This window comes from Kitasatospora sp. NPDC057542 (assembly GCF_042801945.1).
Taxonomy (GTDB): domain Bacteria; phylum Actinomycetota; class Actinomycetes; order Streptomycetales; family Streptomycetaceae; genus Kitasatospora.
Window position 1 is genome coordinate 1 of record NZ_JBHVFE010000181.1, and the last position, 12,082, is coordinate 12,082.

Below are 12,082 nucleotides of genomic sequence, written 5' to 3' on the forward strand. Positions count from 1 at the left end.
GCGCAGGCCGGGCCGGACGCCGCCCGGCTCGGCCGTCGCCAGCGTCGGTGCCGGCTGGTCGAGCCGCGCGGCGGGGGCCTCGAAGGCGCCGCCGCGACGGCGGCCGGCCGGCGGCTGGGGGGCGGCCGGACGGGCGGCGCGGCGCAGTCGGGCGCGGGCGGCAGCGCTTCCCGCGGAGCCTGCCCGCCGCTCTCCCCCGCCGCCGTTCCCGGTACTCGACACCGACGGGGCCTCCGGCTCTGGTCGGGATCGGCGTCGCCGGCTGGGGACGGCTCACCGATAGTGACGAATAGTGCCGAAAAGTGACATACCCAGCAGCATCCAGGCTATCCCGGCCCGCGGGTCGTCTTGTCCGATTGACCTACCCGGCGGACTGCGCGTCGCCCGCCGCCGACGCGCTGTCCGCAGCCGCCGTTCCGCCCTCCACGAGCAGCCGGGCGACGTGCGGCAGCACGTCACGGTCGTGGTCGATCCAGTCCACGGCGTCCAGTTCGTCCGGGCCCAGCCAGCGCAGCGCGTCGTGGTCCTGGAGCGCGCGCGGCTCGCCGGCGAGCAATTCCGCGGCCCAGAACCGCAGCTCCAGGCCGGGGCGCACGGCCCACGCGCCCGGCAGCCGGGTCAGCGCGCGCGCCCTGACGCCGAGCTCCTCCAGCAGTTCCCGCTCCAGCGCCCGGGCCTCGGTCTCCCCGGGCTCGGCCTTCCCGCCGGGGAACTCCCACCGGCCGGCCACCGCCTCGGGCGCGCTGCGCCGGGCGGCGAGCACCCGGCCGCGGTGGACCAGCGCACCGCCGACCACGATCCGGGGAGCGGCGGGGGTGCCAGGTGCGTCAGGGGTGGGGCCGGGATGGGTCGCGTCCATGGCCTGACCCTACGACCTCAGGCGTTCCGGACCGTCCCGTCCTCGGCTTCCGGCCGGGCCACCCCGTCCTCTTCGACCCAGTACATCTGCTTGTGCCCGCGGGCCTCGAACTCGGCGGCCAGCCGCCGGGCCCCGGCCCGGTCGAGGTCCTTGGCGACCAGGAAGCGGTTGCCGTTGTCGTCCTGCCGCATCACCCGGTAGGTGCCCATGGCGGGAGGGTATCGGGAGCTCCTGCGGCTGTCTCGCTCCGGGCCGGACGGGCTGGTCCCCGGCTCGCGTGGGGGTCGGGCCGGGGACGTGCCCACGACCGTACGGTCGGCGGGTTACCGGCAGGTACGGGCGCGGTCAACGGCCGGTTACCGGGTGCGCGGCCGCTCAGACCCGCAGGTCGGGCACCTGCTCACCGGTGGACAGGTCCAGTCCGCGACGGATCTCCATGGCCATCGGCGCCGTCCTGGCCACCAGTGCCCTGGCCCGGCGGACGGCACCCGCCACGTCGTCGCCGGAGGCCGCGGCGTCCCAGGCGGCGGCCGCCTGGGACTGGGCCTCGACCAGCTTGGCGATCTTCGGCTGGACGTCGGCCGGCCAGGGCGCCGACGGCGCGCCCAGCACCGCCGCCTCGGTCCGGGAGGCGACGGCCATCCGCCGGGCCCACGCCCGGTACTCGGCCTCGGCCCCGGAGACGTCCCCGTCCGGCGGGTCCAGGTAGACGTCGTTGAAGCTCCGGACGGCCTCCAGGTAGGCCAGCTGGGGCGCGGTCAGGCGGCTCCGGTCGGTGCGGACCGTTCCCCGGTGCGGGTCGTCGCGGTCCTCGAAGGCACAGGTGACGTACCGTGCGCCGGACGCCCAGTTCTTCGCGGTCGGGTAGAGGTAGACGTCGTCCATGCCGTCCGGGACGACCCACTGGTCGAGCGCGTAGCCGTCCAGCACCGTGCGGCAGAGCCGGCCGGCCGACGCGCGGACCTCGCTCTCGCCCGGGTAGGTGCCGTTGCCGTCCGGGAGTCCGGCGGTGCCCGCCACCTCGCCGTGGTGCGGCTCGGCGCAGGCCACCCGGTGCACCCAGTACACCGTCTCGTCGCCGTCCCCGCCCGCGGTGGAACCGCCCTCGGGGGAGTCGTAGCAGTCGCCGGCCTTGAGGTCGGACCAGTGCACCGAGCCGGCCGGCGCCTTCGGGGCCTGGCCGTAGCGGCCGGCCCGCGCCGAGCTGAAGTCGGCCGCGCCGAGCGCGAGGGCCAGCAGCATCGTGCCGATCGTGCCGAGCACCAGGCCGGTCACCGCCATCCCGGAGCCGCGCTCCTTGCGGCGGTTGATCTGGACCAGCGCGAGGATGCCGAACACCAGGGCCACCGGGGCCACCAGGAGCAGGCCGGTGACCAGGGAGCCGACGGCGAAGCCGTTGGTGGGGGCGGGTCCGGGCACGAACCCGGGGACGAACCCGGGAGCGGCGGCCGGGCCCTGGCCAGGGGCCGGGGCGTACGGGTGGCCGGGCTGGAAGCCGGACTGGGCGGAGGGGGTGACGGAGGCCCAGCCGCCGGCGGGCAGCGGGTGCGGCGGCTGGGGCGGGGCGGCCGACGGCGGGACGGCCTGCGGGGCCGTGGCGGCGGGCGGGCCGGCGGAGAGGTCGGGGGCGGCCCAGGGGTCGGCGGGGGCGGGCGGGGCGGGCTCGGGCCCGGTCGCCTCCGGTCCGGTCGGCTCCGAGCCGGCTGCGGCGGGCCGCGCGGGCTCGGCGGTGTCCTTGCGGAAGCCCACCCGGGGGTCCTGGCCGACCGTCGGCGTCTGCGCCGGGTCCGCACCCGTGTCCGTCTCCGTCCCCGCGTCCGCGCCGGCCCCCGCAGCCGCGGGCGACTGCGGCCGCGAGGCGGGCAGCTCGGACTCAGGCTTGGACACGTGGACTCCCCCAACCCGCCGGAACGGGCATCGGCTCGGCGCTCGGCACCATGGCTCGGACCCGAACGGACCCGATCTGAACGGTCGCGCGACTTTACCCGATCTTTCCGAACGCCTGCCCGCCCTGCCCGACCCGCCCTCCGCCGGCTCAGCCGCGGGCCAGGACCTCGCCGTGCAGCATCGAGAACCAGCCGTCCCCGGCAGCGCTCCACTCCCGCCAGCCGTCCGCGATCCGCCCCAGCTCGTCCCGGTCCGCGAAGCCCAGCTCGACCGCCGTCCGGCCCAGCGCGGTGCCCGTGACCCGGTCCGCCCACATCCCGCCCCACCAGGCGCGCCGCTCGGGCGTCGCGTACGTCCAGGTGGTGGCGCTCGCGGTGACCTCGGTGAAGCCGGCCGCGCGGGCCCAGGACAGCAGTCGCCGCCCGGAGTCCGGCTCGCCGCCGTTGGCGCGGGCGGTCCGCCGGTACAGCTCCAGCCACCGGTCCAGCGCGGGCACCTGCGGGAACCAGGTCATCGAGGCGTAGTCCACGTCCCGGACCGCGACCACGCCGCCCGGCGCCGTCACCCGCCGCAGCTCGCGCAGCGCGGCCACCGGGTCGGCCACGTGCTGGAGCACCTGGTGGGCGTGCACCACGTCGAACTCGCCGTCCCGGTAGGGCAGTCGGTGCACGTCGGCGCGCTCGAACACGACATGGGACAGGCCCCGCCCGGCGACGTACCCGGCGGCCTGTTCCAGCACCTCGGCGGAGGTGTCCACCGCGACCACCCGCCCCTGCGGGCCGACCAGCCCGGCCAGGTCCGCGGTGATCGTGCCGGGCCCGCAGCCGACGTCCAGCAGGGCCTGCCCGGGCCGCAGTTCGGGCAGCAGGTAGCCGGCCGAGTCGGCGGCCGTGCGGGAGCGGTGCGAGCGCAGCACGGCCTCCTGGTGGCCGTGGGTGTAGACGGCGGCGGGCTGCGGTCCGGTCATGAGGTCCCCCTGGGTGTGGTCGGCGCGGTGCTCCGCGACGCCCCGACGCTACTCGCCGTCCCGAATCCCGAGAAGATGCGTCTCACATTCCGACCATGGCGGGCCCGGGGCGCACCCGGCCGCCGTACCGTGGAGGCGCCCCCGACAGAACGGTCCCCGCCCATGCCCGGCCCGCGCCCCTACGTCCTGCTGAGCGCCGCCGTCTCGCTCGACGGCCACCTCGACGACGCCTCCCCCGACCGGCTGCTGCTCTCCAACGCCGCCGACTTCGACCGGGTCGACGAGGAGCGCGCCGCCGCCGACGCGATCCTGGTCGGCGGCAACACGCTGCGTGCCGACAACCCCCGACTGCTGGTCAACGACCCCGGACGCCGCACCGCCCGGTTGGCGGCCGGCCGGCCCGAGTACCCGCTGAAGGTGACGCTCAGCGCGAGCGGCGAGCTCGACGCCGGCCTGCGGTTCTGGCACACCGGCGGCGACAGGCTCGCCTACACCACGGACGCCGGAGCGGCGGTGCTGCGCCCCCGGCTGGACGGGCTGGCCGAGGTGGTCGCGCTGGGCGGCGCGGTGGACCTCGGGGCGGTGCTGGACGACCTGGGCGCCCGCGGGGTGCGCCGGCTGATGGTCGAGGGCGGCGGGGGCGTGCACACCCAGTTCCTGGCCGGAGGCCTGGCGGACGAGCTCCAACTGGCCGTCGCCCCACTGCTGGTCGGCCAGGCCGAGGCGCCCCGGTTCGTCCGCCCGGCCGCGTTCCCGGGCGGCCCGGCCCGGCGGATGCGGCTGCTGGGGGCACGTACCGTGGGCGACGTCGTCCTGCTCAGGTACGCCCCGAAGGAGCCCGCGCCGTGACCCAGTCCGCGTCCACCGACCTCGACCACCTGCGCCGGGCCGTCGAACTCTCCCGCTGCTGCCCGCCCTCCGAGACGGCCTTCTCGGTCGGCGCGGTGATCGTCGGCGCCGACGGCGCGGTGCTGGCGGAGGGCTACAGCCGGGAGGCGGACCCGCACGACCACGCCGAGGAGGCGGCCCTGGCCAAGCTCCCGGCGGGCGACCCGCGGCTGCGCGGGGCGACCGTCTACAGCTCGCTGGAGCCCTGCGGGCAGCGCGCCTCACGGCCGGTGCCGTGCGCCCGGCTGCTCGTCGCGGCGGGCGTGCCGCGGGTGGTGGTCGCCTGGCGCGAGCCGGACCTGTTCGTCTCCGACTGCCAGGGCACCGCACTGCTGGCGGCGGCCGGGGTCGAGGTGGTGGAGCTGCCGGAGCTGGCCGAGGAGGCCCGCGCGGTCAACGCCCACCTGCTCGACTGATCTTTTGTATCATCCAGAAACAAAGAGCTCGCGTTCTCCGGCCCGCCCGCCGCCGCACCCACCGAGGAGCCGTCCCATGCCCGCCACCCCCGTCCGGCTGACCGCCCGCGCCGTCCTCCTGGACATGGACGGCACCCTGGTCAACTCCGACGCCGTGATCGAGCGCTGGTGGAGCCACTGGGCCGAGCAGCACGGCCTCGACCCCGCCGAGGTGCTCGCCGTCGCGCACGGCCGCCAGGGCCACGCCACCATGGCCGCCCTGCTGCCCGAGCGCCCGGTCGAGCTCAACCTGGCCGACAACGCGCGGATGCTCGACAAGGAGCGCGCCGACACCGAGGGCGTCGTCCCGGTGCCCGGAGCCGCCGCCTTCCTCGCCTCGCTGGCCGGCGTCCCGCACGCCCTGGTCACCTCCGCCGACCAGGCGCTCGCCCGGGTCCGGATGGCCGCCGCCGACCTCCCGCTGCCGCCCGTCCTGGTCACCGCCGAGTCCGTGGGCGCCAGCAAGCCCGACCCCGAGGGCTTCCTCAAGGGCGCCGCCACCCTCGGCTTCGCCCCCACCGACTGCCTCGCCTTCGAGGACTCCGGCGCCGGCATCGCCGCCGCCAGGGCCGCCGGCACCCGCGTCATCGGCATCGGCCCGCGCGCCCTCCCCCACCAGCCGGACGCCCACGCCGACACCCTCACCGCCGTCACCGTCACCGCCGCCCCCGACGGCCTGCTCACCGTCACCATGGGCTGACCCCCGGAACACCGGACCGCCCGGCAAGTCGAGTCCGTCCGCAGCGTCCGGGCGCACCCGGCCGGGCCCCGCAGCGGCCGGGTGCGGCGGCATGCTCCGGCAGTGGGCTCAGCGGCCCCGAGGTCCCCGCGGGCCGTCGAACCGGTTCATGCGCTCCAGGAGTTTCCCCGTTCCGGGCTGCCAGAGGTCGTCGACGATGCGGCCGTCGGCGAGGAAGACCACACGGTCCGCGTACGCCGCGGCGGCCGGGTCGTGCGTGACCATCACGATCGTCTGGCCCATCTCCCGGACCAACTGGCCGAGCAGGGAGAGGACTTCGGCGCCCGTACGGGTGTCGAGATTGCCGGTCGGCTCGTCGGCGAAGACGATCTCCGGGCGCCCCGCCAACGCCCGTGCGCACGCGACGCGTTGCTGTTGCCCGCCGGAGAGTTCTCCCGGCCGGTGGCCGAGCCGGTCCGAGAGGCCGAGGACGGTGACGACCTCTTCGAGCCACTGCCGGTCGGGGCGGCGTCCCGCGATGCCCAGAGGCAGCGTGATGTTCTCCGCCACCGTGAGGGTGGGCAGGAGGTGGAACGCCTGGAAGATGAAGCCGATCCGCTCGCGGCGCAGCCGGGTCAGGTGCCGGTCCGAGAGGCGTGACAGCTCCATCGTGCCGATCCTGGCCGAGCCCGAGGTGGGCGAGTCCAGGCCGGCCAGGCACTGCATCAACGTGGACTTGCCTGATCCGGACGGCCCCATGATGGCGGTGAACTGGCCCTGCCGGAACTCGACGGAGACCCGGTCGAGAGCGGTGACCCGGCGTGCGCCGGTGCCGTGCACCTTGGTCAGCTCCACGGTGGAGGCGGCGGGCGGCAGGCCGTGCGGCTGTCGGACCGCGTGGTGGGGCAACTGGGCCGAGGTCATGCGGGGCTCCTCAAGGGTGGTTCAGGTGCCGGAGGCCGAAGACCTCCGGGAACGTGCAGTCCGGTGCGGGAGGCGAGCAGGCACAGGACCCGGGCGCACAGGGTCCTCGCGGCGTCGGCCGCCCGTCCGTAGTGCCCGGTGTCCTCCTGGTGGTCGAGGAGGACCGGGGCGTCCGCCGTGGTGGCGCTCTGCAGGGCCGCGCAGAGTTTCCACGCGTGCCAGGGCCGGACCCGGGCGTCGTTCCCCCCGCTGATGAGGAGCGCGGCCGGGTAGCGGACGCCGTCTCGTACGTGGTGGTACGGGGAGTAGGACAGCAGGGCTTCCCGGGCACCGGGGTCGGCCGGGTCTCCGTACTCCTCGCGCCAGAGCTTGCCGAGGCCGCCCTGGTCGTAGCGCGCCATGTCGGTCAGCGGGGCGGCGCAGGCGACCGCGGCGAAGAGGTCGGGGGAACGGGTCATCGCGGCGGCCAGGACCAGGCCTCCGTTGCTGGCGGCGAGCCCGGCGATCGTGTCGGGTTGCGCCTCGCCGGACGTGACGAGGGCCAGGACCCCCGCGCGCAGGTCGTCCACGGTGTCGGACTTGCCCGGCCCGCGCCCGGCCGCCGCCCACTGCGCTCCGAACTCCCCGCCGCCCCGGGCGTGCACCCAGGCGACGCGTCCACCGGCGGAGAGCCACCCGGCGAAGAGCGGGTCCCAGGACGGTTCCAGCGGGACGCCGAAACCCCCGTAGACCGTGACCAGCGTGGGCAGCGGGCTGCCGACGGCGTCCGGCGAAGGGTCGCAGACGGTCACCGGGACGTCGGTGCCGTCGTGGCCGGCGGCGATGACGGTGCGCAGTGCGGAGCGGCGGTCCGTGGCGGGGGCCGCGGCGCCCGGGGTGACGCGGTGGCTCAGGGCGCCGTGGCGGGGGTCGTCGGCGAGCAGCCAGACCGCACCGGTGAGCCGGCCGTCGCCGTCGTAGCCGGCGGGGCCGAGGCTCAGTCGCGCAGGCCACCTGAAGCCGTGTTCGTCCGCCTCCCCGCCCGTGACGGCCCGATCCGCTCGCAGGATGTCGAGTCGGCGAGTGGTGCCGGTCCGGCGCAGGACCGCCAGGTGCGGGGAGCGCCCCGGCCCCAGCACGCGCAGGGCCCGGACGCTGCTGCCCGAGGTGTCCGCGAGCGGACGGGGAGGGGCCGCGGCCCCCCGGGCGACGGCAGCGAGGTCCAGGACGGCCACGGTCTTCCCCCGCACGGCGACGTACAGGGCGTCCGTGCCCAGGGCGTACGCGCTGATGTCCAGGCCCTCCAGCGGCAGCGGGTGCCAGTCCGGCGCGGACCGGCCGTCCCAGTTCGTGCACCACCAGCGGGCGGGCGCCCCGTCGGGTGTCCGCGTGCGCAGGAGCACGTGCCTTCCGGGGCCCGTGTGCAGGGACATCCGCACCGGACCGGGCACGGGGCTGGATACGGAGCGGGTGGTGCCGTCCTCGATGCCGTGGACCCGCAGCGTGTGCTCGGTGCGGGAGCCGGCGCTGTACAGCAGGAAGGAGCCGGTGAACGCGACGGCCGGGTGCGGTGCGGCATCGGGCAGGTGGCGCGCCTCCGTCCCCGGCGCGACGGACACGAGGTGGAGTCCGCCGTTCTCATGGCCGTCACGGTGGAGCTGTGCCACGACCATCCGCCCGCCGGGGTCGGGCTGCCACCCGGCCAGCCGGCCCACCGATGTGCGGTCACCGATTTCGAGGAGCACCCGATGCCGCCCGCCCGGCTCCGTCACGCGCAGTAACTCACTTCCCTGCTCGGTGAGTTCATGGCTGAAGAGCGCGCCTCCGGCCTCGGCGTTCGGGCTGAGCGGACGACCGGTCGCGGCCGCCTCGATCGCACCGAGCGACCGCTCCCAGGCGTCCATGGCGTCCCGGTGGTGATCCGTGTGCCGTTCCAGCAGGGCACGCTGGCCGGCCAGCCAGGTCTGCGCACGTACGGACTCGGTGTCCTCCAGCCAGCGGTACGGATCAGCCACGCGGCACCTCCACGAACTCCTCCTCGGACGGAACCCGGGTGTCGACGGTCCGGGCGGGGCGCGCCGCGATGGAACCGCCGGTCACCGCGAGGAGCAGCACGACGACCGCGGCGCCGGTCAGCGTGGCGGTCAGGCCGAAGGCGCGGGAGCACGCTCCCGCGAGGATCGGGCCGAGCGGGGCGACGGCCTGGGAGAGGAAGCCGCTGCCGCTGTACACCCGGCCCTGGAGTTCGGGCGGGGTGATGCGCACCTGGGTGGCGGCGATGACCACGGTGATCACCGGGCCCGCCGCCGTGGCGACCGCGAGCAGCAGGGCGGCCCCCCAGGTGCTGTGCACCGTGGCGAAGCCCAGGAGTGCCGCGGCGACCACGCCGGTGGCACCGGCGACGCCGGGCCCGGGAGGAAGCCGCCGGGCCACGGGCGCGGCGGCCAGGGACCCGATCAGTGCGCCCGCCCCCATGGCGGCGGTCTGCACCCCGACGCCCAGTTCACCGGCCCCGGATCCTTCGGCGGACGCGATGATGACGATCAGGAGGCCGTTGAAGACGAGGTTGAGGACGGTCGCGTTGAGTGCCGCGTACCGCAGGAACGGGGACCGCCACAGGAAGCGCAGCCCGGTGAGGGTCGCCTCCAGCCGGGTCTGGTCGGCGGTGACCGTGGGCCCCGCGCCCGACGGCAGCAGGAGGGCACAGCCCGCGGCTGCCAGGTACGTCGCGGAGTCGGCGGCGAACACCCAGGCCGCGTCGACCTTGAGCAGGGCCCCGCCCACCAGGGGCCCGGCGATCATCGCGACGGCCATCCGGCTCTGGATCAGCGCCAGGGCGCGGGGCAGCAGGTCGGCGTCCACGAAGTTCCGTACGGCGACGTTCTCCGCGGGCGCCAGCGTGCTGCCCACGGTGCCGAGCAGGAACGCGGCCAGGACGAGCACCCCCAGCGGGGCCGCATCCGATGTTTCGAGGACGGCGAGGGCTCCGAGCACCAGAGCGCCCGCCGCGTTGCAGCCGAGCAACAGGGTTCTGCGCTCATAGCGGTCGGCGAGCACGCCGGCCGGCAGTCGGGCGAGCACGATGCCCAGGGACATCGCGGTACTGATGAACCCGGCCTGCCGGACGTCTCCGCTGTGCTGGAAGGAGATCACGGGGAGGGCGATGACCGAGGCCGCCGTGCCCACGGCGGAGGACGACTCACCGAAGAACAGCAGCCAGAACTTCCAGCCCAGGCCTCGCTTCGGGTCGTGCGCCCGTGCTGTCGACGCCCCGCTCATGTCATCCTCCTCGCGAACTGCCGTTGGACGTCGGACATCGGATGCGCCGTCATGGTCGAGGGGACGGCCACCGCCAGCGCCGCGGCAACGGTCACGCCCAGGGTCCAGGGGACGTCGAAGGCCGGCATCGCACCGGTGCCCAGGACCAGGGCCAGGGGGACCAGGCAGGCGATCGCCGTGACGGCGGCAAGGGCCACACCGACGACCGTCGCCCCCGCGGCCTCGTACACCACGCAGCGCAGCATCTGGAACCGACCGAGGCCCAGGGCCCGCAGGTGCGCTCGTTGCGCCCGCCGGTCGCGCTGGGCGAGGGAGCTGGTGTTGGCGGCGGCCAGCAGCGCATAGCCCGCGACGATGGCCACGATGAGCCGGGAGGCCAGGTCGTCGGCGGCGTTGCGCGGGCTGAGTTCGGCGAGGTGGTCGGCGCGGGAGGCGACCTTCTGGCCCTGCGCGCGCGGCCAGCTGTCCGCCGCGCCGGTGAGCAGGATCCGGTCGGCGTAGGCGGACGGCGTGTGTTCCAGTGCCGTCGACCGCGGGATCACCAACTCCGGGAAGGCCAGGTCCCGTTCGTAGACGGCAGCCAGGGTCAGCGTCTGCGACGAGCCGTCCGCCATGGCGAACCTCACCTCCTGGCCCAGGCGCCAGTGGTGCCCGTCGGTCTGCATGGCACCGGCGGCGAAGGTGCCCTGCCGCACGTCGGAGATGCGGCCTTCCCGCACCTTGAGGTCCAGGACCTCGGCCAGGGGGCCGCCGTCGACCCCCCACGCGCCGGTGGCCACCGGCTGGTTGTCGTACCAGGTGGGCGGAGCCGTGACCTCGGTCGCCACCAGCGGGACCGCCCTCCCGTCGGAGACCGCGGGCGCCGCGACCGGGAGCCGGGCCCCGGGTTCGGCCGTGACGACCGCCATCGCGCGCAGGCCCTCCTCGGCCTGCCGGTGCTTCGCCTGCCCCATGGTGGCCCCGGCCCCGAGCAGCGACACCGCGATGCCCACCGACAGGAGCACCGGCACCGCCATCGCCGTCGTCCGCGCGGGTGTGGCCCGCAGGCCCACGGCCGCGATGCGGCCCACCCGACGGTCGAGCAGGCGCATCACCACGGTGGCCGGACGGACGAGCGGCGGCACGATCCAGGGGGCCAGCACGGCCAGTACGGGGATCACCACGAGCGCGACGCCGGGGGCCATCGCGGCGCGAAGCGTCGCCGGCAGGTCCATGAACGCCATGACGAACAGCAGCGGGGCACACATGGTCACCAGCAGCACGAGGCCGGTCACCAGGCGCGCCGTGCTCCGGGAGGAGGCCACGGACAGCTCCGCGTCCCGCAGCAGGGTGCCGGGGCTGACTCGTCCCGCGGCGAGCACGCTCGCCAGAGCTGCGAGCACCCCCACCCCCGCCGTGGTGAGGCAGACGGCCACCGCCGTCCACACCGTCTGGTCCGCGGCGGGAAGCGAGGCCTCCGTCGGGAACAGCCGGCGGTCGAGGAGAATGCTCCGGCCGAGTTCCGCCAGCGGAACCATGCCCACGGCCGCGCCCACCGCCGCCGACACCAGGCCGAGCCGCGCGACGTCGAAGGCGACGAGACCACGCAACCGGTTCGCGCTGACTCCCAGGGCGCGCAGCACGGCGAACTGGGAGAGCCGTTGCCCCGTCCACAGGGAGACGGTGGATCCGATGACCATCACCGCGCACATCAGCAGCATGGACATCAGGAGTGACAGGAGGTTCCGCGCATCCTGTGCGGCGGCCCAGGCCGCGGAGTCCTTCGGGTACTCCGGGAGGCTGGCCCCGATGAAGAGCAGTGCGCTGGCGCCCAGTCCGGCGGCCGTCACGGCGCATGCCAGGGCCGCGCCCGCCACTCTGCCGGGATAGGCCCGGACCTCGGCGGCGAACAGTCGGCGCATGCTCGTCGAACCGGCGAGAGGGCTGGAAGGCGCGGACACGTTTGCTGTCCTCCATCGGAGCGTAAGCTGGAAGGAGCCGGGGAGGCCGCACTGACCGCGGCCTCCCCGAACTCGCTTCTTTGGAGCGGGTCTTGCTCAATTATCAGTGCCTCAGTGGCACACGATGATGCTCGCGGTGCTGATCGGGGCCTCGACCACGATCTCCTCGTCCAGCTCCTGCAGAGCGAGAACGTTCAGCATGTGAAGTCACCTCCTCCCCTTGTC

At 75.4% G+C, this 12,082-nt stretch carries 9 protein-coding genes and 2 pseudogenes; 2 read left to right on the forward strand and 9 right to left on the reverse strand.

Going from position 1 to position 12,082, the window contains the following annotated elements:
• From ACFU7Y_RS22515 to ACFU7Y_RS22535, 5 genes and pseudogenes are all read right to left on the reverse strand, one after another.
• A pseudogene (locus tag ACFU7Y_RS22515) lies at nucleotides 1–222 on the reverse strand (hypothetical protein); the annotation flags it as partial.
• Nucleotides 223–361: 139 nt separating this feature from the next.
• The gene (locus ACFU7Y_RS22520) at nucleotides 362–859 is read right to left on the reverse strand and encodes an NUDIX domain-containing protein (RefSeq protein WP_224285247.1); all 498 of its coding nucleotides are present in this window, start codon (nucleotides 857–859) and stop codon (nucleotides 362–364) included.
• 17 nt (nucleotides 860–876) lie between these two features.
• A complete protein-coding gene (locus ACFU7Y_RS22525; RefSeq protein WP_224285248.1) occupies nucleotides 877–1,068 on the reverse strand; it encodes an SPOR domain-containing protein in 192 nt (63 codons plus the stop codon).
• A 166-nt stretch (nucleotides 1,069–1,234) separates the two neighbouring features.
• A complete protein-coding gene (locus ACFU7Y_RS22530; protein ID WP_380769453.1) occupies nucleotides 1,235–2,746 on the reverse strand; it encodes a DUF4190 domain-containing protein in 1,512 nt (503 codons plus the stop codon).
• A gap of 148 nt (nucleotides 2,747–2,894) precedes the next feature.
• Nucleotides 2,895–3,713 (reverse strand): methyltransferase domain-containing protein, encoded by an 819-nt coding sequence (locus tag ACFU7Y_RS22535; RefSeq protein WP_224279920.1) that lies wholly within the window; start codon nucleotides 3,711–3,713, stop codon nucleotides 2,895–2,897.
• A gap of 162 nt (nucleotides 3,714–3,875) precedes the next feature.
• Between ACFU7Y_RS22535 and ACFU7Y_RS22540 the strand changes: the two are divergent.
• Together ACFU7Y_RS22540 and ACFU7Y_RS22545 are read left to right on the forward strand one after the other, a co-directional pair.
• Nucleotides 3,876–5,017, forward strand: a pseudogene (locus ACFU7Y_RS22540) (dihydrofolate reductase family protein).
• 76 nt (nucleotides 5,018–5,093) lie between these two features.
• Nucleotides 5,094–5,756, forward strand: a complete 663-nt coding sequence (locus ACFU7Y_RS22545) for an HAD-IA family hydrolase (protein ID WP_224279918.1) — start codon at nucleotides 5,094–5,096, stop codon at nucleotides 5,754–5,756.
• 108 nt (nucleotides 5,757–5,864) lie between these two features.
• Here the strand turns inward: ACFU7Y_RS22545 and ACFU7Y_RS22550 are convergent, their stop codons facing one another.
• The 4 genes from ACFU7Y_RS22550 to ACFU7Y_RS22565 are packed head-to-tail and all read right to left on the reverse strand — an operon-like array spanning nucleotide 5,865 to nucleotide 11,857.
• On the reverse strand, nucleotides 5,865–6,659 hold the full coding sequence (locus ACFU7Y_RS22550) for an ABC transporter ATP-binding protein (RefSeq protein WP_224279916.1): 795 nt from the start codon (nucleotides 6,657–6,659) through the stop codon (nucleotides 5,865–5,867).
• Nucleotides 6,656–8,653, reverse strand: coding sequence for a prolyl oligopeptidase family serine peptidase (locus tag ACFU7Y_RS22555; RefSeq protein ID WP_380769454.1), 1,998 nt, complete (start codon nucleotides 8,651–8,653; stop codon nucleotides 6,656–6,658). Before ACFU7Y_RS22555 ends, ACFU7Y_RS22550 begins: the two co-directional genes overlap by 4 nt.
• On the reverse strand, nucleotides 8,646–9,917 hold the full coding sequence (locus ACFU7Y_RS22560; RefSeq protein ID WP_380769455.1) for an MFS transporter: 1,272 nt from the start codon (nucleotides 9,915–9,917) through the stop codon (nucleotides 8,646–8,648). Before ACFU7Y_RS22560 ends, ACFU7Y_RS22555 begins: the two co-directional genes overlap by 8 nt.
• Entirely contained in the window at nucleotides 9,914–11,857 is a 1,944-nt protein-coding gene (locus tag ACFU7Y_RS22565) for an FtsX-like permease family protein (protein WP_380769456.1), read from the reverse strand. The genes ACFU7Y_RS22560 and ACFU7Y_RS22565 overlap by 4 nt, the downstream gene beginning before the upstream one ends.
• Nucleotides 11,858–12,082: the final 225 nt, after the last annotated feature.

What these genes read in the sequence shown, in the direction of transcription:
- ACFU7Y_RS22520 (WP_224285247.1), bottom strand. Translation starts at nt 859, where the DNA reads ATGGACGCGACCCATCCCGGCCCCACCCCTGACGCACCTGGCACCCCC.
- ACFU7Y_RS22550 (WP_224279916.1), bottom strand. Translation starts at nt 6,659, where the DNA reads ATGACCTCGGCCCAGTTGCCCCACCACGCGGTCCGACAGCCGCACGGC.
- ACFU7Y_RS22525 (WP_224285248.1), bottom strand. Translation starts at nt 1,068, where the DNA reads ATGGGCACCTACCGGGTGATGCGGCAGGACGACAACGGCAACCGCTTC.
- ACFU7Y_RS22545 (WP_224279918.1), top strand. Translation starts at nt 5,094, where the DNA reads ATGCCCGCCACCCCCGTCCGGCTGACCGCCCGCGCCGTCCTCCTGGAC.
- ACFU7Y_RS22535 (WP_224279920.1), bottom strand. Translation starts at nt 3,713, where the DNA reads ATGACCGGACCGCAGCCCGCCGCCGTCTACACCCACGGCCACCAGGAG.
- ACFU7Y_RS22560 (WP_380769455.1), bottom strand. Translation starts at nt 9,917, where the DNA reads ATGAGCGGGGCGTCGACAGCACGGGCGCACGACCCGAAGCGAGGCCTG.